General features: G+C 70.9%; 21 protein-coding genes, 1 pseudogene and 1 riboswitch. Of the genes and pseudogenes, 16 read left to right on the top strand and 6 right to left on the bottom strand.

Translation table 11 applies throughout. From position 1 onward, the window contains the following. The first annotated feature begins 47 nt into the window (after positions 1 to 47). From K338_RS0114370 to ribH, 11 genes are all read left to right on the top strand, one after another. Positions 48 to 2,039: a heavy metal translocating P-type ATPase gene (locus K338_RS0114370; protein WP_022918866.1), complete on the top strand. Its 1,992-nt coding sequence runs from the start codon at positions 48 to 50 to the stop codon at positions 2,037 to 2,039. 71 nt (positions 2,040 to 2,110) lie between these two features. Next, entirely contained in the window at positions 2,111 to 2,575 is a 465-nt protein-coding gene (locus K338_RS0114365) for a hypothetical protein (protein WP_169579560.1), read from the top strand. Positions 2,576 to 2,673: 98 nt separating this feature from the next. Next, positions 2,674 to 4,077, top strand: coding sequence for an MDR family MFS transporter (locus tag K338_RS0114360; RefSeq protein WP_022918864.1), 1,404 nt, complete (start codon positions 2,674 to 2,676; stop codon positions 4,075 to 4,077). Positions 4,078 to 4,200: 123 nt separating this feature from the next. After that, a complete protein-coding gene (locus K338_RS0114355) occupies positions 4,201 to 4,941 on the top strand; it encodes a sugar phosphate isomerase/epimerase family protein (protein ID WP_022918863.1) in 741 nt (246 codons plus the stop codon). Beyond that, positions 4,938 to 6,035, top strand: a complete 1,098-nt coding sequence (locus K338_RS0114350) for a Gfo/Idh/MocA family protein (RefSeq protein ID WP_022918862.1) — start codon at positions 4,938 to 4,940, stop codon at positions 6,033 to 6,035. Before K338_RS0114355 ends, K338_RS0114350 begins: the two co-directional genes overlap by 4 nt. Positions 6,036 to 6,287: 252 nt before the next feature. After that, positions 6,288 to 7,673, top strand: a complete 1,386-nt coding sequence (locus K338_RS22920) for a dicarboxylate/amino acid:cation symporter (RefSeq protein ID WP_022918861.1) — start codon at positions 6,288 to 6,290, stop codon at positions 7,671 to 7,673. Between the two features lie 143 nt (positions 7,674 to 7,816). Then, positions 7,817 to 8,359: a helix-turn-helix domain-containing protein gene (locus K338_RS24640; RefSeq protein ID WP_022918860.1), complete on the top strand. Its 543-nt coding sequence runs from the start codon at positions 7,817 to 7,819 to the stop codon at positions 8,357 to 8,359. 167 nt (positions 8,360 to 8,526) lie between these two features. Beyond that, on the top strand, positions 8,527 to 9,195 hold the full coding sequence (locus K338_RS0114335; RefSeq protein WP_022918859.1) for a rhamnogalacturonan acetylesterase: 669 nt from the start codon (positions 8,527 to 8,529) through the stop codon (positions 9,193 to 9,195). Between the two features lie 46 nt (positions 9,196 to 9,241). After that, a riboswitch (FMN riboswitch) is annotated at positions 9,242 to 9,372 on the top strand. A 38-nt stretch (positions 9,373 to 9,410) separates the two neighbouring features. Continuing rightward, complete coding sequence (gene ribD / locus K338_RS0114330) at positions 9,411 to 10,736, top strand: bifunctional diaminohydroxyphosphoribosylaminopyrimidine deaminase/5-amino-6-(5-phosphoribosylamino)uracil reductase RibD (RefSeq protein WP_022918858.1); 1,326 nt, start codon at positions 9,411 to 9,413, stop codon at positions 10,734 to 10,736. Next, a complete protein-coding gene (gene ribB / locus K338_RS22910) occupies positions 10,736 to 12,049 on the top strand; it encodes a 3,4-dihydroxy-2-butanone-4-phosphate synthase (protein WP_022918857.1) in 1,314 nt (437 codons plus the stop codon). Before ribD ends, ribB begins: the two co-directional genes overlap by 1 nt. Beyond that, positions 12,046 to 12,546: a 6,7-dimethyl-8-ribityllumazine synthase gene (ribH, locus tag K338_RS22905; RefSeq protein ID WP_022918856.1), complete on the top strand. Its 501-nt coding sequence runs from the start codon at positions 12,046 to 12,048 to the stop codon at positions 12,544 to 12,546. The genes ribB and ribH overlap by 4 nt, the downstream gene beginning before the upstream one ends. A gap of 81 nt (positions 12,547 to 12,627) precedes the next feature. On the opposite strand, the gene K338_RS0114315 is transcribed toward ribH, so the two are convergent. The 3 genes from K338_RS0114315 to K338_RS0114305 form a co-directional block, all read right to left on the bottom strand. Next, on the bottom strand, positions 12,628 to 13,359 hold the full coding sequence (locus K338_RS0114315) for a glycerophosphodiester phosphodiesterase (protein ID WP_022918855.1): 732 nt from the start codon (positions 13,357 to 13,359) through the stop codon (positions 12,628 to 12,630). 129 nt (positions 13,360 to 13,488) lie between these two features. Further along, complete coding sequence (locus K338_RS22900; protein WP_022918854.1) at positions 13,489 to 13,971, bottom strand: trimeric intracellular cation channel family protein; 483 nt, start codon at positions 13,969 to 13,971, stop codon at positions 13,489 to 13,491. Between the two features lie 117 nt (positions 13,972 to 14,088). Next, complete coding sequence (locus tag K338_RS0114305; protein WP_022918853.1) at positions 14,089 to 14,499, bottom strand: SRPBCC family protein; 411 nt, start codon at positions 14,497 to 14,499, stop codon at positions 14,089 to 14,091. 111 nt (positions 14,500 to 14,610) lie between these two features. Here K338_RS0114305 and K338_RS0114300 point away from each other — a divergent pair, with 111 nt between their 5' ends. Beyond that, positions 14,611 to 15,231, top strand: a complete 621-nt coding sequence (locus K338_RS0114300; protein WP_022918852.1) for a GNAT family N-acetyltransferase — start codon at positions 14,611 to 14,613, stop codon at positions 15,229 to 15,231. A 118-nt stretch (positions 15,232 to 15,349) separates the two neighbouring features. Here K338_RS0114300 and K338_RS0114295 read toward each other — a convergent pair whose 3' ends face one another. Continuing rightward, positions 15,350 to 15,670, bottom strand: a complete 321-nt coding sequence (locus tag K338_RS0114295; RefSeq protein ID WP_022918851.1) for a histone-like nucleoid-structuring protein Lsr2 — start codon at positions 15,668 to 15,670, stop codon at positions 15,350 to 15,352. 112 nt (positions 15,671 to 15,782) lie between these two features. Between K338_RS0114295 and K338_RS0114290 the strand changes: the two genes are divergently transcribed. Genes K338_RS0114290 through K338_RS0114280 form a run of 3 tightly spaced genes read left to right on the top strand, consistent with a single transcriptional unit; the run spans position 15,783 to position 17,616 of the window. Further along, a complete protein-coding gene (locus K338_RS0114290) occupies positions 15,783 to 16,415 on the top strand; it encodes a hypothetical protein (RefSeq protein WP_157612484.1) in 633 nt (210 codons plus the stop codon). 2 nt (positions 16,416 to 16,417) lie between these two features. After that, on the top strand, positions 16,418 to 17,092 hold the full coding sequence (locus K338_RS0114285; RefSeq protein ID WP_040654006.1) for a hypothetical protein: 675 nt from the start codon (positions 16,418 to 16,420) through the stop codon (positions 17,090 to 17,092). Then, on the top strand, positions 17,089 to 17,616 hold the full coding sequence (locus K338_RS0114280; RefSeq protein ID WP_022918848.1) for a hypothetical protein: 528 nt from the start codon (positions 17,089 to 17,091) through the stop codon (positions 17,614 to 17,616). Before K338_RS0114285 ends, K338_RS0114280 begins: the two co-directional genes overlap by 4 nt. Here the strand turns inward: K338_RS0114280 and K338_RS0114275 are convergent. Together K338_RS0114275 and K338_RS0114270 are read right to left on the bottom strand one after the other, a co-directional pair. Beyond that, positions 17,525 to 18,874 (bottom strand): hypothetical protein, encoded by a 1,350-nt coding sequence (locus K338_RS0114275; RefSeq protein WP_022918847.1) that lies wholly within the window; start codon positions 18,872 to 18,874, stop codon positions 17,525 to 17,527. The two genes, K338_RS0114280 and K338_RS0114275, sit on opposite strands and share 92 nt — an antisense overlap. Beyond that, positions 18,871 to 19,857, bottom strand: a complete 987-nt coding sequence (locus K338_RS0114270; RefSeq protein WP_022918846.1) for an alpha/beta hydrolase — start codon at positions 19,855 to 19,857, stop codon at positions 18,871 to 18,873. The genes K338_RS0114275 and K338_RS0114270 overlap by 4 nt, the downstream gene beginning before the upstream one ends. Positions 19,858 to 19,973: 116 nt before the next feature. On the opposite strand from K338_RS0114270, the pseudogene K338_RS22895 reads away from it, so the two are divergent. Beyond that, positions 19,974 to 20,209: pseudogene (locus K338_RS22895) on the top strand (IS5/IS1182 family transposase); the annotation flags it as partial.

Raw genomic sequence — 20,209 nt, 5'->3', positions numbered from 1 at the left:
ACGTGACCACCTGCGCGTTCCCACCACACCCGAAAGGCACGATCACCATGAGTTCCCTGACCCGCCGGTGGCGCGGTCCCTGGGCCATCCCGGCTGTCTCCGGCCTGCTCATCGTCGCCGCGGCCGCCCTCGCGCTGGCCGTCGGCGTGAACCCCTTCGCCGGCGGACACAGCACCGCCGGTGCGGCCAGCACTCCGCTGCTGCTGCCCGAGCTGGCCATGGTCGCCGCAGCAGTGGTCGCCGGCGTGCCGATCCTGCTGGCCGCGGTGCGAGCGCTCCGCGTGCGGACGGTCGGCATCGACCTCCTGGTGACCATCGCAGCCGCCGGTGCGCTGATCATCGGCGAGTACTGGGAGGCAGCGGCGGTCACGTTCCTGTTCGCCGTCGGTCACGCCCTCGAGGCGGGCACGATGAACCGGACCCGTTCCGCCCTGGCCGAGCTGGTTGCCGTGGCACCCGAGGTCGCCGTGGTGCTCCGCGGCGGCGGTCAGGTCGAGATCCCAGCCACTGAGGTGCAGATGGACGAGACGGTGCTGGTGAAGAACGGTGCCAAGGTCCCGGTCGACGGTGTGGTCATCGGCGGCAGCGGTGTCGTGGACGAAGCGTCGATCACCGGCGAGTCGATCCCGGTGGAGAAGACGCTGGAGGATGCCGTGTTCGCCGGAACGATCTCGGTGGGCGGGTTCCTCCAGGTGCGCGCCACCGGCATCGGTGCCGACACCACCCTGGCCCGGATCATCCACCGCGTCGAGGAGGCCCAGGACGCCAAGGCCCGCACCCAGACGTTCCTGGAGCGGTTCTCCGCCTGGTACACCCCCGGCATCATCGTGCTGGCCCTGGTTGCTGGCCTGGTCACCGGCGACGTCGTCCTCGCGCTCACCCTGCTGGTGATCGGGTGCCCCGGTGCCCTGGTCATCTCCATCCCGGTCGCGATCGTCGCCGGCATCGGCCGTGGCGCCAGGCGGGGCATCCTCATCAAGGGTGGCGAGTACCTGGAGACCAGCGCCCGGATCGATGCCGTCGCGCTGGACAAGACCGGCACCCTCACCGAGGGCCGCCCCCAGCTGACGGACGTGACCGCACTGGACGCTGCCTTCGACAGCACCGAGGTGCTCCGCTGGGCCGCCCGAGCAGAAGCCGGCTCGGAGCACCCGCTGGCGCGGCCGATCCTCGAGGCCGCCGCAGCCGCGGACCTTCTGACCGACGGTCTGCCGGAGCACACCGAACCGGTCCCCGGGAAGGGGATCATCGCCACGGTGCAGGGCCGACGGGTGGTCGTCGGCAACCTGCCGTTGCTGAACAGCGAGGGCGTGCCGGCCAGCACAGCAGCAGAAGCAGAGGTGCACCGGCTCGCCGGGCTGGGCCGCACGCCGATGGTCGTGGCTCTCGACAGCCTGGTCATCGGTGTCCTCGGGGTCGCCGACCAGTTGCGCCCCGAAGCACAGGCCATGGTCGCCGACCTGCACCGCACCGGCGTGCAGCGCGTCGTCATGCTCACCGGTGACGCCCGGGGTGTCGCCGCGGCGATCGCTGCCGAGGTCGGGGTGGACGAGGTTCGCGCCCAGCTGCTGCCCGAGGACAAGCTAGCCGCCGTGCAGCAGCTGCAGGCGGAGGGCTACACAGTGGCGATGGTCGGTGACGGGGTGAACGACGCCCCCGCCCTGGCGATCGCCGACATCGGCGTGGCCATGGGTGTGGCCGGGACCGGCGTCGCTGTGGAGACCGCCGACATCGCGCTGATGACCGACGACCTGCCCAGGCTGCCGGAGGCCATCGCGCTCGCCCGCCGGACGGTGGCCATCATGCGGCAGAACATCTGGATCGCCCTGGTCACTGTGGCCGCGCTGCTGGCCGGGGTGTTCGCCGGTGGCGTCACCATGGCGATCGGGATGCTGGTGCACGAGCTGTCCGTGCTGCTGGTGATCGTCAACGCGATGAGACTGCTGCGCCGGCCTCGCCGGCGCCAGGACGGAGGGGGAGCCGGTCGTAGGCCGCGGCCACGGAGCCGCCGCACCGGGAAGCAGCCCGCATTTCCCTGAAATGTGACTGAATTCACTCTAGATTGGCGTCATGATCACGAACCTGACCGGTCGTACAGAGTGTGGCAGATGTGGAATATGTACGCACCGCCGATGACGCGGTCCAGCTGAGCGACCTGCTCTGCTCCGGCACCGACGGACGGTCCGTCGTGGTCGCGAGCGTCGCACGAGCGACCGGACGGGCCTACGTCGACGAGGTCCGGCTCGAGCGCGCCCTCGGTGAGGCCGTGGACGTCTACGTGGTCAGCCCCGAGGCCGGGCGGGTGCTGCGCCGGAACGTTCCGGCGACCCGGCACGTGTTCGGCGGCGCAGCCCAGGCCTATGCGCCGGTGTGTGGCGGGCGACCGGTGGTCAGCGGTCCGCTCCGGGTCGCCTTCGGCGTCGCCGACGTGGACCGGATGACCACTGAGCTCATCCGCGACGTGACCACCCTGGTCGCGGGCCCCACGGCCAGCCCGGACGAGTCGGTCGGGGTGCCTGCCCGAGGCTCGGTCGCACAGTTCGAGGACGAGCTCGAGGACGAGGTCGACGACTAGGCAGGCGTAGGGTACGAGTGGCCGCAGGTCAGTGCGATGAGTTGACCATCCGCTGCGGCCAGCCCCGCCCGTACGACCAGCGATGAACGAGGACCCGTATGCCCGGAGCAGCCAGCTCCGGACCAGTCAACCGAAACGTCGTCCTGGCCGTCCTGCTGTCCGGCGGCTTCATCGCGATCCTGAACCAGACGCTCCTGGCCACGGCCCTGCCGGCGTTCATGCGGGACCTGGACATCACTGCGAACACCGCGCAGTGGCTGACCACCATCTTCATGCTCGTCAACGGGGTGATGATCCCGGTGACAGCGTTCCTGATCCAGAAGTTCACCACCAGGTCGCTGTTCCTGACCGCGATGGGCCTGTTCACCGCCGGCACGGTCATCTGCATGCTCGCGCCGACGTTCCCGGTGCTGCTGGTTGGCCGCATCGTCCAGGCCTCCGGCGCCGGCATCATCATGCCGCTGATGCAGACGATCCTGTTCGCCATCTACCCGGTGCACAAGCGGGGCACGGTGATGGGCACCTTGGGTCTGGTGATCGCCTTCGCTCCGGCGATCGGTCCCAGCCTGTCCGGTTGGATCGTGGACCACTACCCGTGGCCCACCCTGTTCCAGATGATCCTGCCGTTCGCCATCGCCGACATGATCGTGGCCTACTTCATCCTGCGGAACGTCACCGAACGCACCTTCCCGAAGCTCGACATCGCCTCGATCATCATGTCCTCGTTCGGCTTCGGCGGACTCCTCTACGGGTTCAGCATCGCCGGCAGTGCGGGCTGGTCGGACCCCGCAGTGCTGGCCTCCCTCCTTGGTGGGGCGCTCGTGCTCGTGCTGTTCATCCGGCGCCAGCTCCGGTTGAAGCAGCCGATCCTGGAGTTCCGGGTGTTCCGCTACACCATGTTCAGCCTGAACACTGCGATCGGGATGGTCGTGTTCATCGTGATGATCGGCGGCACCACCGTGCTGCCGCTGTACATGCAGAACATGCGCGGGCTGCCAGCGGTCGAGTCCGGGCTTGTGCTGCTGCCCGGCGCCGTCGTGATGGGCCTCAGCTCACCGGTCACTGGCCGGGTCTTCGACGCCTTCGGTGCGAAGTGGCTCGCCCTGATCGGCACCACGATCGTGGTGGTGACCACGTTCATGTATGCCCGCCTGACCGTGGACACCTCGTTCGCCTACCTCGCCATCGTCAACGCGGTGCGCATGTTCGGCACCGCGATGGTGATGATGCCGGTGACCACCGCTGCCCTCAACGAACTCCCGCGCTCCCTCATCCCGCACGGCACGGCGATGAACAACACGATGCGCCAGATCGCCGCCTCGATCGGCACCGCCGTGCTGGTGACCGTAATGACCTCCGCCGCGATCGACACCGACGGGCCCGAGGGGCTGGTGCACGGGGCCAACGTCGCCTTCATCGTTGCCGGTTGCGTCGGGGCACTCGGTGTGCTGCTCTCCCTGTTCATCCGCAAGCTTGACGAGGCGCCGAGCGAGCCGGCCTGACCGTCGAAACGCTCGAAGTACCCCCTACGCACCGCAACGATCGAAACGATTCGTGCGCTCCGCCGTCGAGATCGATACAGTGAACAGGCACGGCACCCGACCACTCGCTGAGGAGCTTCATTCATGACCGGAGCCGAGATCTCCGTCCAGCTGTACTCCATCCGAGACGCGATCGCCGAGGACCTGTCCGGCGCGGTCCGCCGCATCGCCGACCTGGGCTACACCAACGTCGAGCCGTGGGGGTTCGTCGACAAGGTCGAAGCCTTCGGCCAGGCCCTGACGCAGAACTCGCTGAGCGCACCGTCCGCCCATGCCGGGCTGGTCGCGGCCACCGATGTGCGGCCGGTGTTCGAGGCCGCCCGCGTGCTGGGCGTGCAGACCCTGATCGACCCGATGGTGCCCGCCGAGCGGTGGACCAGCCGCGCCGAGGTGCAGGCCACTGCCGACCGGCTCGCCGGGATCGCCACCGAGGCCGCCGACCACGGGCTGACCATCGGCTACCACAACCACTGGTGGGAGCTCGCCCAGCAGATCGAGGGCCGCCCGGCGCTGGAGGTCTTCGCCGACCTGCTCGACGAGCGGATCGTGCTCGAGGTGGACACCTACTGGGCCGCGGTCGGTGGGGTGGATGCCCCCGACCTGCTCCGGCGCCTGGGGGAGCGGGTGAAGTTCCTGCACGTCAAGGACGGGCCGGTGACCGAGGACCCGAAGGCCCAGCTGCCCGCCGGCGAAGGCGCGATGGACATACCGGCCGTGCTCGCCGCAGCACCGACCGCGCTGCGCGTCGTGGAGTTCGATGCCTACGCCGGTGACGTGTTCGACGGCCTGGCCGCCAGCCTCGCCTACCTGGAGGGTCAGTCTTGAGCGGGAAGGTCGGCGTCGGCATCATCGGCGCCGGGGTGATCAGCAGCCAGTACCTGACCAACCTCACCACGTTCGCCGACGTCAAGGTGCTGTTCATCGCCGACCTGGACACCGAACGCGCCCGGGAGCGGGCCGAGGAGTTCGGCATACCCGGGCACGGCACGGTGGAGCAGCTGCTCGCGACGGCGGAGGTCGAGATCGTCGTCAACCTCACCGTGCCCTCAGCGCACGTGGCGGTGGGAGAGACTATCATCTCCGCAGGCAAGCACGTGTGGAGCGAGAAGCCGCTCGCGCTCGACCGGTCCGGTGGGCAGGCGCTGCTCGAGGCCGCCGAGTCCGCGGGGGTGCGGGTGGCGTGCGCACCGGACACGATGCTCGGGGCCTCGTTCCAGACTGCGCTGCGCACGGTGCGCGCCGGGCGGATCGGGGACGTGCTGAACGGGCTTGTGCTGCTGCAGAGCCCCGGCCCGGAGTCCTGGCACCCCAGCCCGGAGTTCCTCTTCGACGTCGGTGGCGGGCCGCTGCTGGACATCGGCCCGTACTACCTGACGGCGCTGGTGCACCTGCTCGGCCCGGTCACCCGGGTCAGCGCCACCTCCTCGATTGCCCGTCCCACCCGCGTGATCGGGTCGGGGCCGAAGGCGGGTACATCCTTCCCGGTGAACGTGCCCACCCACCACGGTGCGCTGATCGAGTTCGCCGGCGGGGCGGCGGTGCAGGCGGTGTTCAGCTTCGAGTCCGCGATCCGGCGCACCCTGCTGGAGCTCACCGGTACGGCCGGGTCGATGGCGGTGCCGGACCCGAACGGTTTCGACAAGCCGACCGAGGTCTGGGAGCTGGATGCGCAGGAGCCGGCAGTGATCGACGCGGTCGGGTCGACCGCCACCCGCGGTGTGGGTGTGGTCGAGCTGGCTCGGGCGATCCGGGCCGGTGAGCCCGAGCGGGCCTCCGGCGAGCTGGCCTACCACGTGCTGGACGTGATGATCTCGATCGCCGAGGCTGCCGAGTCCGGTGAAGCAGTCCAGATCGCCAGCACGGCCACAGTGCCCCCGCTGCTCCCCGAGGACTGGGACCCGGCCGCCGCCACCCTCTGACCGGCGGCCCCATCCCCACACACCGCGAGGGTGACCTTATGGTTGCAAAATGGCCGAATCGCAACCATAAGGTCACCCGCGTACAGCCATCAGTGCACCCTTGTGAGTACGGGACCGCCGGGCGTCGTCCAGATGGTGGACGTTCTCGGGTGGTCGCGGCGAAGGGACCCTGGAACGGGCCAGCATTGACGACGCCCATGGCCGCTGCCCGCACCTAGGTGCGGTGGCCGACCCGCGTCAGAAAGGCCCACCGTGTCCACCGACACGCCCACCAAGCGCAAGCTGCGCTTCCCGTCATTCAGCGTGCAGATCGTCCTCGGCCTGGTGCTCGGCGTCGCGCTCGGCTACGTGGCGCTCCGCATCGGCAAGGTCGATGCCGAGACCGAGAACGCCCTGACCGTCACCCTGGACACCATCGGCTCCTCGTTCGTCGGCCTGCTCAAGGCGATCGTGCCGCCGTTGGTGTTCACCGCGATCGTCGCCTCCATCGCGAACCTGCGCAAGGTCACCAATGCTGCCCGGCTCGCCGGCCAGACACTGCTCTGGTTCGCGATCACCGCGGCCATCGCCGTGGCCATCGGTATCGGTCTGGGGCTGATCACCAAACCGGGGCTGAACACCTCGATCAGTGCCGAGCACGCTGAAGCGCCCGGCCGGTCCGGCAGCTGGGTGGACTTCCTCACCGGACTGCTGCCCGCGAACTTCCTCGGGATCGAGGCCTCCGCGCGCGGAGACAGCGTGTCGCTGGGCTTCAACGTGTTGCAGATCGTGGTCATCTCGCTGGTGATCGGCATCGCCGCACTCAAGGCAGGCCGCTCCGCGGAGCCGTTCCTCGCCTTCAACGCCTCCGCGCTGTCGATCATCCAGAAGGTGCTGTGGTGGGTCATCCGGCTGGCCCCGATCGGCACCCTGGGTCTGATCGGCAACGCCGTGGCCAGCTACGGCTCGGAGCTGTTCGCACCCCTGGCGACCTACGCCGTCGCGATCTACATCGGGCTGGTGCTCGTGCTGTTCGTGGTCTACCCGATCCTGCTGCGCACCCACGGGTTGTCCGTGCGGCAGTACTTCCGTGGCGCGTGGCCGGCGATCCAGCTCGGGTTCGTCTCCCGCTCCTCGATCGGCACCCTGCCGGTGACCGAGCGGGTGGCCGAGCGCAACCTGGGCGTGCCTCGGGGCTACGCGTCGTTCGCCGTACCGTTGGGCGCCACCACCAAGATGGACGGCTGCGCTGCGATCTACCCGGCGATCTCCGCGATCTTCGTGGCTCAGTTCTTCGGTATCGACCTGCAGATCACCGACTACCTGCTGATCGCGTTCGTCTCCGTGGTCGGTTCGGCCGCGACGGCGGGGATGACCGGTGCCGTGGTGATGCTCACCCTGACTCTCTCCACGCTGGGTCTGCCCCTGGAAGGTGTCGGTCTGCTGCTGGCGATCGACCCGATCCTGGACATGGGCCGCACTGCGGTGAACGTCGCCGGGCAGGCACTCGTCCCCACGATCGTGGCCAAGCGGGAGGGCATCCTGGACCTCGAACGCTACGACTCCGGCAACGCCGAGCACCTGTTCGACGATACCGAGGCCACCGGCACGGACGAGGCCGGCGCACCTGCCGATCCAGGGCTGGCGGCAGCCCGCTGACCTGCCAGCCGTTCCGAGGGGTCTCGATGTCCAGCCCACGCCAGATCTCGGCAGCGAGGCCACCCTCGTGTCGTCAGGGGGTGAGGCTACTGGCAGCCGCGGGGAACTTTTTCGGGGCCCGTGGCGTTGGGCAGGGTGTGAGCATGATCGACGAAGACCTGGCAGAAAAGTACGCCGTCGTCTCAGCAGGGGCGCACCGCTTCGACGGTGCAGACGTGCGCGATGCCGTACCCACCACCGCTGTGGGGGAGATCCTCGCGCTCGCCGACGAGCTCACCCGGATCGGCTCCGCGGGTACCGAGCTCGCCCGCCGGATCGAGTCCGTGACCGGGCTGCGCGCCGGAGAGGTGCAGGTGCTCGCCGCCGTGGACGCAGGCTCGGTGCACCCGCGGGGGATCGCCGAGGTGATCGGACAGGTGGTCGAGGCCGCGGAGGCCACGGTCGGCGCCCTGGTGGAACGTGGGCTGCTCGGTCGGCACGCGCACGCCTCGGACCCGGCCGGAGAGCTCGCGCTGGTGCACCTGACCCCGCCGGGACGGGCAGTCCTGGAGCAGGTCGAGGCTGTGCAGATCCGGCTCGCCGACGCACTGGCCAGCACGCTCGGTGCCGAGCGGACCCGTTCCCTGCGCAGCACGCTGGCCACCCTCGCGGACGTGCTGGACCGTCCCGCGCTGCCCACGGACTGAGAGCACACGCCGCGGCGGTAGTGCGCGACCGCTGCGCAGGCAGACCGGTCGACCTGGCGCGCAGGTCGCCGTGCTAGCGACCGCAGCCCTGGCGTTCGTTACTCTGAATCCATTCAGAATGCCCCTGCATGGGGCATGGGACACGGACGTAGGAGAGTACGGAGCTGATGACGATACACCTGGCCGGAGACTCCACTGTGGCCCCCGGACCGCTGGACGGTTCCGGTGTGATCGGGTGGGGTGGCGTGTTCCACGAGTTCGTCTCCGACGAGGTGGCGAACCGGGCGATCGGTGGCGCCACCACCGACTCGTTCGTGGCCGAGGGCCGCTGGCAGGCCACCCTGGATGCGATCGCGCCGGGGGAGCATGTGCTCATCCAGTTCGGGCACAACGACCAGAAGCGGGATGAGCTGGCCGCCGACGGCCGGTACACCGAGAACCTCGCCACCTTCGTGGCGCAGGTGCGCGAGCGCGGTGGGCAGCCGGTGCTGGCCACCTCCGTGGAGCGCAGGTTGTTCGCCGACGACGGCGCGCTGCGGGTCTCGCACGGACCGTACCCTCGCGCTGTGCGCAGGTTGGGCCACCGGCTGGACGTGCCGGTCATCGACCTCACCGCGTTCACGCGGTGGTTGTACGTGTGGCTCGGCGAGGAGGCCTCCGCCGACCTGTTCCCGCACGCCAAACCAGACCAGGAGCTCCCCGAGGGTCGCGACAACACCCACTTCGGGCTGGCCGGGGCGCGGGCCGTGGCAGGGTTCGTGGCGCAGAGCCTGCGCGCGATCCGGGGCCAGGACGACGACCACGAGCCGCTTGGGGCCTGGGTGGTCCAGCCCTGACCCGAGGAGGGTGGGGTGTGGCAGACTGGCTGGGTCGAACTGAAGTTCGCGCACTCCGGGGTCGGTGCAATTCCGAACCGGCGGTAACAGTCCGCGACCCGACCGCAGCCAGCGGCCGGTTGACCAGGTGGAACTCCTGGACCGACGGTGAAAGTCCGGATGGGAGGTAGTGCGCGCACGGCGGTCGTCGCCCGGGTGGCAGGTCTGCTGCGGGCGTGCGGGTCGTCGTCGCCGACCCCGGGACTGCGCCCGAGCGCAAGGAGTACCCGGTGGCGATTCCGGACGGCGGAGCAGCTGTTGCTCCTGCCCGTGATCTGGCTCAGGTGGTCGCGGCGCTGCGCCGTGCCCTGGCGCTGAGCCGGCGCGGACTGGGCCGGGTCAGCCCGAACCCGGCGGTCGGGTGTGTGCTGCTGGACCGTGCCGGCACCGTCGCGGGGGAGGGGTGGCACGTCCGCGCGGGCGGAGCGCATGCGGAGGTGCTCGCACTGCAGGACGCTGCGGCACGGGCTGCCGGCCGACCGGCAGCCGGCTCGGGACCGACCCATGCGTCAGCCGGGGCCGGCGTGCTCGGCGGTACAGCGGTCGTCACCCTGGAACCCTGCGCGCACACCGGCCGAACGGGTCCCTGCACCACAGCGCTGCTGGCCGCGGGAATCAGCCGGGTGGTCTACGCCGCCGCGGACCCGGTGCACTGCGGCGGTGCAGAGGCGCTGCGCCGCGCGGGGGTGCGGGTGCACGGCCCGGGCAGTCTCCTGGTGCCCGAACATCTCGCCGCGGAGGCTGCCGCCGTGAACGAGGCGTGGAGCACGGCGCAGCGGACCGGTCGTCCGCACCTCACGTGGAAGTTCGCCGCCACGCTGGACGGCCGCTCGGCGGCCGCGGACGGCACCAGCCGCTGGATCACCGGCAGTGCGGCACGTGCGGACGCGCACCAGTGGCGGGACCGGGCCGATGCCGTGCTGGTGGGGGCCGGCACGCAGCGTGCGGACGACCCGGCGCTGACCGTGCGCCCGGCGCCCGCTGATGGCCGTCAACCACTGCGGGTGGTGCTCGACCCACGCGGTCGCACACGGCCCGGTGCCCGCGTGCTCGACCAGCGCGCACCGACGATGCTGGTGCTCGCTGATGGGGTGCGCGCCCCGGAGCTCCCTGCGCACGTGCAGGTCGCCCGCGTCCGGCTGGATCCGGGACAGGCGGGCCCGCCGCCGAACGGCGGGCCGCACGACCGGGCGACCTTGCTCGACCCGGCCGCCGTTCTCGAGCTGCTGTACCGGCGCGGCCTGCGTTCCGTGCTGCTCGAGGGTGGCCCCAGGCTGGCCGGCTCCTTCCTGGCCGCGGGGCTGGTGGACCGCGTGATCGGCTACCTGGCCCCCGCGTTGCTCGGTGCCGGCCCGGCCGCGCTGGACGACGCTGGTGTGCTGAGCATCGCCGGGACGCACCGGCTCGGACCACCGGAGGTGCGCATGCTCGGCACGGACCTGCGGCTGACCGCCCGCGTGCTGCCCAGAGCCCAGGAGACCGCGACGAGAGGGCACGACTGATGGACCAGGTGAGCCAGGCGATCGCGGAGATCGCGGCCGGGCGGATGGTGATCGTCACCGACGACCCCCGCCGGGAGGACGAGGGCGACCTGGTCGCCGCCGCCGACGCAGTCGCACCCGAGACGGTGGCGTTCATGGCCACCCACGGCCGCGGCCTGGTGTGCGCGCCGATCAGCTCCGAGCGCGCCACCCGGCTGGACCTGCCGCCGATGACCGCGCAGAACACCGAGTCGCACGGCACCGCGTTCACCGTCTCGGTGGATGCGGCGACGGGCATCACCACCGGGATCAGCGCCGCCGACCGGGCCCGCACGGTCCGGCTGCTCACCGACCCCGAGGCCGGGCCGGACGATCTCGCGCGCCCCGGGCACGTGTTTCCGCTGGTGGCCCATCCCGCTGGGGTGCTCGGCCGGGCCGGGCACACCGAGGCGGGCGTCGACCTGGCCCGGCTCGCCGGGCGCACCCCGGCCGCCGTGATCTGCGAGATGCTCACGCCCGACGGCGTCCCGTACCGGGGCGAGCAGCTCCGCGCCCTGGCCAGGATGCACGGTCTGGTCAGGGTCAGCATCGCCGAGCTGATCCAGTACCGGAAGGTGAGCGCCGGGGAGAGAGGTGTTCCGCCGTCGAGCACTGCCCGGACCGCGCAGGTGCTGGCCAGGGCCGCACGGGTGCGGCGTGGAGCAGCCGCCACGCTGCCCACCACCACCGGGCTGTTCCGCGTGCTCCCCTTCACCGACGAGGACGGCACCGAGCACCTCGCGCTGTGCACCGGGCTGGGCGCGGACGAGCGGTTCGCCGGCGAGCAGGACGTGCTGGTGCGGGTGCACTCGGAGTGCCTCACCGGCGACGTGCTCGGTTCGCAGCGGTGCGACTGCGGCCAGCAGCTGACCGGCGCGCAGGCCGCCGTGGCCGAGCACGGGCGCGGAGTGGTGCTGTACCTGCGCGGGCACGAGGGCCGGGGCATCGGTCTGGCCGCCAAGATCCACGCCTACGCGCTCCAGGAGCAGGGCCGGGACACTGTGCAGGCGAACCTGGACCAGGGGCTTCCCGTCGATGCCCGGGAGTACGACACTGCCGCTGCGATCCTGCACGACCTCGGTGCCGACCGGGTCCGCTTGATCTCGAACAATCCCGCCAAGGCGCACGCCCTCACCAGCGCCGGCCTGACCGTACAAGCACTGGTTCCGGCGCCGGCTCCGGTCGGCCCGGAGAACCTGGCCTACCTGCGTACCAAGGCCGACCGGTTGGGGCACCTGCTGCCCTGGCTGCCGGCACCATCCGCACCACCCGTCCCGGAGGAGGGGCCCCGATGAGCACCGATCCGACAACCAACCAGCCGCCGCACACCGGCCCAGGACTCGCAGCGCCGTACCTGCCGCTCGTGCGCGTGGCCGTCGTGGCCGCCCGCTGGCACGAGGAGATCACCACCGGTCTGCTCCACGGAGCGTTGCGGGCGCTCGCGGACGCGGGTATCGAGGAGCCCCAGGTGGTGCGCGTGCCCGGGAGCTTCGAGCTGCCGGTCGCCGCGGCCCGGCTCGCCCGCGGCGGGTTCGACGCCGTCGTTGCCCTCGGCATGGTGCTGCAGGGCACCACTGCACACTTCGAGTACGTCTGCCAGGGTGTGACCACCGGGCTCACCCAGGTGGCCACCAGCACCGGTGTGCCGGTCGGCTTCGGTGTGCTCACCTGCTCCGACCTGGCCCAGGCGCGGGACCGTGCGGGTCTGCCCGGGGCGCGGCAGGACACCGGGTACGAGGCGACCGTGGCCGCGCTGACCACCGCTGCAGCCCTGGCCGCCGCCCGCGTCTGACCCCACCCCTCCCACTGCCCGGGTGGTCATGCTGGGCGTGCGCTGTGGTGCACGCCTGGCAGGACGACCCGGGCAGTGGGGTCAGGGTTGGGCGGCGAGCCAGCCGCGCAGACGGTCGGGACGGTCGGTGATGATCCCGTCCACACCGGCGGCCACGAGTGCCGCCCAGTCCGCAGGTTCGTTCGCGGTCCAGGGGAACGTCTGCAGACCTGCCTGGTGGATCCGGTGCACGGAGGCCGGGTCTTCGATCACGCTGCGGTAGTGCGGGTTGCAGGCCATCAGACCCAGGTCGGTGCAGATCGCGATCGTCTCCGCATCACCGGACCGGGCCAGCCCCGCACACCGGACGGTGGGGGCCAGGGCACGCAGCACGCGGACCGTGTCGATGTCGAAGCTCTGCACGATGGTGCGGTCGGCCACGTCGGAAGCGGTCAGCGCGTCCATCAGGTCGGTGGCGGGGCCCTCGGCCCAGGTGCCCTTGAACTCCAGCAGCAGCCCGAGGTCCGGGAACCGGCCGAGCACCTCGAGCACCTGGGCGAACATCGGCACCACCGCGCCCGAGTAGGCCGGATCCTTCCAGGAGCCGGCATCCAGGCGCGCCACTTCGGCAGTGTCCAGCACGTTCACCGGGCCGGAGGCGTCCGTGGTGCGGTCCACCGAGTCGTCGTGGATCACCACACCGGCACCGTCACGGCCCACCTGCACGTCGATCTCGATCAGGTCCGCACCCGCGAACCCGGCCGACGCCAGCGCAGGCAGGGTGTTCTCCGGCGCCACCGAAGAGTTCCCGCGGTGGGCGATCACGAGCGTCATCTGTCTCGACCCTTCATCTGGAGTACGTGCTCCAGGCTAGCCCGCCCGGTCCGGAGGGACACCGTCGCTCTCGGGTAGGCACACAGCGTTCAGCCACTGTTCACCGCAGCCGGCAGGTGCTGGAGGGGTTCAGGCGCTCTTCCGGCGCCGTGGCAGGATTCGGCGGAACGAGGGCCGGGGCGGCTTCCACCCGATCCCGGCCGGCAGCACCCAGTCCCGGTAGCGGGCGAGCAGGCAGAACCCGGCGCCCACCGCCGTCCCAGCGAAGCTGCCGATCGTGGTCAGCCCGAGGACGGTGAACAGCACCGCCACCCCGGCCGCCGCCAGCGCGCAGGTGGCGTACGGCGTGCTGCCGCCGAGGATCGTCGGCACCCGGCGTACCACCATGTCCCGCACGAAACCGCCACCCACCGCGGTCGCCAGGCCCAGGATGATCGCCGCGATCGGGCCTAGCCCCACCCCGAGCGTCTTCTGCGCGCCGACCACTGCCCACACGCCCAGGGCGAGGGCGTCGATCGGCGGGAACGCCCGGTCCCACACCCGGCCCTCCAGGCGGATGGCGACCGCGACGGCAGCACCCACCAGGGCCATGAGCACATAGCTGTTGTCCACCAGCGCGACCTGCGGCCCGGCCTGCAGCAGCGTGTCCCGGATGATGCCGTCGGCAAGAAGCCCCCGACCAGCCGAACAGACCAGACCAAGCCGAGGACCGCCGTCGTGGCGACGTGCTCAGCGCAGCTGGGCGAACCGGTCCATCACGCCGTTCCACCTCTGCACGTAGGCTTCCACCTCGTCGCGGCGCAGCACTTCGTGGGTCACGGTGACGTGCACACCGTCCTCACGCCGGACCAACCGCACCTCGACCAGGTCGTCATCACCCTCGGCGTCCTCGACCCCCCAGCGCCAGGACATCCGCAGCAGCTGCGGTCGTTCGAGGGCCAGCAGCGTGCCACGTACCGCGATCTGCGCCGAGGGGCAGCTGATCGCGTACCGGCCACCTACCCGGGGCTCCACGTGGTAGGTGGTGTCGCTCAGGTGCGGCCACCACCAGCGGCGCAACCCGTCCGGTGAGGTCCAGCAGTCCCAGGCGTAGTCCAGCGACACTGGTACCCAGCAGCTGAGCGAGATCGTCGTGCTCATGGTCTCCCACGTGACCTGTGCCCCTGCCGGACCGGCCCTCGGCCCTGGATCCGAGTATCGATCGGGGCCCGATCCTTGGCAACACGGCCCGGGAAGAGCACGCTAGGTGAGATGAGCACCGACGCCATGATCGGCTCCTACCGGATCGTGCCGGCCAACCTCGCGCCCTGGCGGGACCTGTCGGAGCTGCTGGGCACCTGTGCCGCCGCCTCCCGCTGCCAGTGCCAGCGGTACAAGCTCGCCCGCGGGGAGTCCTTCGCCCGGCTCGGCGGCGAGGAGCTCGCGCACCGGCTGCGCACCCAGACCGAGCCAGAACATCCCGACGCGCAGTCCACCACCGGTCTGCTCGCCTACTCCGGGGCCCGACCGGTGGGGTGGTGCGCGGTCCAGCCCCGCACCGCCTACGCCGGGCTGCTGCGGGTCGCGAAGGTCCCGTGGCAGGGCCGTTCGCAAGACAAGGCCGACGACGGCGTGTGGGCGGTGACCTGTTTCGTCACCCGGGCAGGATTCCGCCGACGCGGGGTGGCCACCGCTCTCGCCCGAGCGGCGGTCGGGCACGCCCGCCACGCCGGCGCCCACGCCATCGAGGCCTATCCGATCACCACATCCGCTGCGATCAGCGAGGAATGGCACGTGGGAATGGTCGGAATGTTCGAGAACGCCGGATTTCGTCAGGTGAGCGCACCCACGTCCCGGCGGGTGGTGATGCGCCTCGACTTCGCCGAAGAATGATCGGTGGTGAGAGCTGAATTGCACCACCAGCGGGAACTTTCAATCCATGCTGCCCGCTGGTGGAGCAGCGAATGCCGCAGCACCTCAGCTGTCGCAGGTTGTCACCTGCTGCAGAGCGTCAGTTCCCGGCGGCACGATACTCGTCGATGATCCGGTCCGGGATACGGCCCCGGGCCGGCACGTGCACGCCGTTCACCCGCGCCCACTCCCGCACCGCTCGCGCATCGACGGGGGTCTCGGCACCGACAGAGACGGACCCGGCGCCGCGCACGCGTCGCGCGGCGGCGGCGAACGGTGCCATCGCGGCCACCAGCTTGTCGCGATTCGTCGAGTTGAGGTCGATCTCGTACACCGAGTCCTCGAGTGCGAATCGAACGGTGTGCTGAGCCGGACCGCCATCGAGATCATCGCGAAGCTCGACAATTGTCTTGGTTGCCAACGGGGCTCCCTCATCGTTGTTCGGTGGATCTATTCTAGGCAGAGGTCGGCCCATTGGTCGTATCGGGTGAGTACGCTGCTGCAACGATGACAGCCTGTGCCGGAGGAACGCAGTGACGAGCAGTCCCGCACCAGCCCTCGCCAGCGGTGTGCGTGCGGCAGCGTGGGCCCTGGTGCGCACGTGGCCCCGGCGGGTGGCGCTCTCCGTGCTGGTGCTCGTCCCGGCACTGGTGGCCGGACTCGGCGGGTTCCGCACCGTGGAGCTGCCCCCACCGCCGCAGGTCCCGGCCGGGGAGCCGTTCGACCTGGGACCCGCGGCGGTGCGGGTGGAGTCCTTCTTCGTCTCCGACCAGGTGCTCACCGGCATGCTGCCCGAGGACGCCCAGGGCTGGGTGGGGGTGCTGGTGGAGCTGAGCGTGCACGCGGACGACGAGTGGTCCCTGCCCGACGAGGTGGTCGCGGTCCCCGACCTGCCCGGTGGTGAGGAGGTCGCCTACGGGGTGATCACCCAGGACGACTCGATCCTCACCCGGCTGGGACCGGACCTGCCGCAACGGGTGGCGTTGCTGTACCCGGTGGCGGACCTGGGCGCGGTCGGCGGCCAGCTGCAGGTGGACCTGCGCACCCTGACCGAGGAACGGTCGTTCTTCGAGGGCACGATGCGCTGGTACCCCGGCGAGGTGGGCGCGACCGTACAGGTGTCCCGCACCGAGCAGATCCCACCGGCGATGATCGACGAGCAGTGACCATGCCCACGCCCCGCTACCCCGACCCGCATGAGCTGCACACCGGGTCGGTGGCCGTCGCCGACCTGCCGGTGGAGCAGCCGACGGCCACACCGCGCCGCCCCCGGTCGGGCTCGTGGCTGGCGGCGGCGATGCTCGCCGTGCTGCTCGCCGTGGGTGTGGTGGTGGACAGCGTTACCGCGGAGAACAACCCGCACCCCGGTGCCGCGGTGTCGTTCGCGGTCGGGGAGGACGTCACGCTGCAGAACTTCCGGGTGCACGTCAACGGCGCCCGGGTGGCCGAGACGATCCTGGACGGCGAGCGGCAGCTGGAGACCGCCGGTCTCTGGCTCCTGGTGGATCTCTCCTACGCCAACGTCCGCCGGCCGGACCTGCTCAACGACCTGGGCGTGCGTGACCACCAGGGCCGTACCTACAGCGTGACCGATCGGCACTCCCGCGGCACCTGGAGGGCCGCTCCGGACACCTGGTTCCGCGGAGAGGTGGTCTTCGAGGTGCCCGCCTCAGCGCTCGCCGAAGGTGAGGTCGAGCTTCTGGTCTGGCCCTCCGGCAGGTCGCAGGCCGAGATGGTTCCGATGCGCTACGGCAGCACCCGGCTACCGGTGGACCCGGCGGCGGTGGCGACCGAGCCGGTCGAGGTGGCCGCGGTCGAGCTGCTGCCGGCGGGGCAGCGATGAGCGGGCGGCTCGGCACTGCGGCGCTGCTGGTCGCCGGGGTCCTCGCGTTGGCGGCGTTGGGCTGGCAGACCTCGGAGTATGCCCGCCAGTCGTGGTGGTCCAGCCAGCCGCACGCAGCCCTGGAGGCCGGGGCGGACCTGCAGGGGATCACCGCGACCAGCGCCGAGGTGGCCCGGCTGGACGCGGTGCAGACCTGGGAGGGACAGTGGCGGGCGCCGGAGGGCTTTCAGCTGTGGTCGGTAAGCCTGGCGGTGCAGACCCAGCAGTCGGAGATCTATGCGGTGGACGTGTACCTGGAGGACACCCAGGGCAGGGTGTTCGAGGCTGCTTCGAACGTCCCGTGGAGCGTGGACGGGTACGAGGACCGGCTCCAGGTGGCCGTGCCCGAGGCCGGGGAGGACCCGCTGCCGCCGGTGCAGCAGCTGCTCGTGCTCACCCCCGCGGACGCGGAGCCGGAGGCGGTGCGGATCGAGGGCGGCTACCTGCTGAACCCGGAGTTCCTCCGGATCGCGGTGCAGGGCTGACCCTCTGGCGGACCAGCCGTAGCCCCGGAGGTGCGCCGAACCGTTGCAGCAGCCGGTCTGCGGCCGCCGCCAGCAACGTCGAGCTCAGCAGCAGGGTGCCCACCTCCGCGAGCGATTCGATCGTGTCCCCCCAGGACTGCCACGCGGCCAGGTCGAACATCGGCAGCAACGCTCGGGCCACCGCCCACACCAGGTAGGGCACCAGTGTGATCAGCACGTACAGCAGGCAGTACACGCTGATCAGCGCCCACCCGGCCCGGGTCAGCATCCCCACCGCCCCGACCAGCACACCGAACCGTCCCTTCGGCTCGCTGATCCGCCGCCAGGACCGCTGGATCCGCGGATCTGCGGTCTGTGCCGCGAAACCGGCGACGATGCGTCTCCGGGAGGAGGTCAGCTGGTCCAGGGAGATCACCTCGCTCACCCGGATGCCGTAGACCAGCACCCCGACCAGCAACCAGGCGAGGGGGACGAGCAGCACCGTACCGGCGGCGGCGACGAGCGCCTCCACCCCGCCGACCAGCCAGTCCACGGCGCCGGTGAACGACGGCAGCTCCCCGGACAGGTCGGACCACCAGGTTCCCACCGCGTGCACCACTGCGCGGGTGCGCCACCATCCGGCGAGGCTGCCCAGTGCGTAGGTGACCACGAAGGCACCGAGCACGATCCAGACCAGCTCGCAGTAGCCCGCGAGGATCCGCAACGTCACTCGCCGCGCATCTTCCTCGTCCCGCCACAACCGGTCGTTCTCCGCCACCCGTTCGGTCACCGCACGGGCCAGGACCGCGACCGTCACGATGCCCAGCACCGTCAGCGACGTGGCCTCCGGGATCCGCGGGGTGCCGGCGACCCCCTCCAACCCGAGGCGGTTCAGGTCGTCGAAGAAGCCGTTGCGCATGTGGTGGCGCATGTCATCGGTCAGCCGGCCGCCGCTCTGGTAGACCACCAGGAACGGCAGCAGCACCGCCCCGATCGCGGCGACCAGGTCCCGGGCCACGGTGCGCGAGCCCACCCGCCGGCGCAGCACCAGCAACATGCCGACCAGGGCAAGCAGCGTGGAGAACGGCACCAGCGCCAGTGCGAGCAGACCTGGTACCGCGCCCAGCCGGCCGAGCACGATCGCCAGCTGGCGCAGGTAGCCGTGCGCGGCGACCCCGGCGATCGCGATCACCAGCAGCGGCAGCCAGTGCACCTGCAGCAGCCGGACCATGGTGGTCAGCAGGCTGCGCAGCTCCTGCCACAGCGTGGAGAGCCTCACCGGCCGGTCCTCACTGGTCCCAGCCGCCGCCGCAGCCAGCCGAAGATCGCGTCCTCGTAAGCACCTCGCGCCTGAGGTGAGGACAGCGCGAGATCGTGCCGACCGCCGTCGATCGTGACCATCGTGACATCGGCACCGAGCAGCGGTCCGCGAGCGTGCATGTGCGCCACGTCCAGCACGCAGTCCGCCGCGGCGAGGTCCCGCTCGGTCGGCCGGTCCGGGTGCCCGGAACGGCCCGAGGTGCACACCAGCACCGGAACGAGCAGGTCCAGACCGCGGGCGACGCGGGCGTGCCCGCGGCGGATCGCGCGCAACCACGCCGCGTACACCGGCACGTCATAGATCGGCTTCCACGCCAGGTCGTAGTCCCAGTCGCCGCCGGTGGAGGTGTGCAGGCTGCGGCCGTAGCCCTCCCCGAGGGTGCTCACCCGCAGCCGCGGTACGCGCAGCGCCACAGCGTCCAGCACCCGGGTGGTGATCACCCGGTTCACCCAGCCCGAGTTCAGGTCCAGCCACGGGCTGTTCAGCACCAGCGCGTCCGCTGCGCCCGGGTGACGGTCCAGGTACAGCGGCGTGATCAGCCCGCCGGTGGAGTGGGCGAGCAGCACCACCTGGTCGTAGTGGTGCTCCCGGACGGCGGTCAGGGCAGCGTCCAGGTCCTGGTCGTAGGTGGCCAGGTCGGTCACCCAGCCGGGGGTGCGGCCCGGGCGGATCGAGCGGCCGTAGTCTCGCAGGTCGACGGCGTAGAAGTCGTAGCCCTCGGCCGTCCAGCGCCGAGCATGCTCGGTCTGGAAGAAGTAGTCGGTGAACCCGTGCACGTACAGTACGGCGCGTCTGCCGGCGCCCGCGTCGGTGCGGTGCACGAGTGTGGCCACCGGGTCCGGGGCGTCGGCGGTGGTGCGGGCGTGCATGGGTCCGACACCGTCGGGGGGCAACGGCAGGGTGCGGGCGACCCAGTCCGGCCCGAGCACATCCTCGGTCATGCCCCGAACCTTAGAGATCGCGCGGGTAGGTGTGGGGTGTGGCGTTGCGGGGGTGCAGGCACGAGGGCTGTTAAACACGGTTTCGATCAAGATTCCGATGTTTGCCAGGAGTCCTCGTGCCTGCCGTGCCATCATCCATCATCGAGCCCTTGTGGGCCCAGTTCAGCGTCCTTATCCCGCCCGTGGTCGATACTCACCCGTTGGGCTGCCACCGGCCCCGGGTCGCTGACCGGATCGTCTTCGACAAGCTCATCGGGGTTCTGGTGCTGGGTGCCTCCTACGCCAAGATCGCCGACGGGACGTGCTCGGCTACCACGATCCGCACCCGCCGCGATGAGTGGATCAGCGCTGG

This window comes from Ruania albidiflava DSM 18029 (genome assembly GCF_000421225.1).
GTDB lineage: Bacteria > Actinomycetota > Actinomycetes > Actinomycetales > Beutenbergiaceae > Ruania > Ruania albidiflava.
This window is presented reverse-complemented; position numbering and strand designations above follow the sequence as displayed.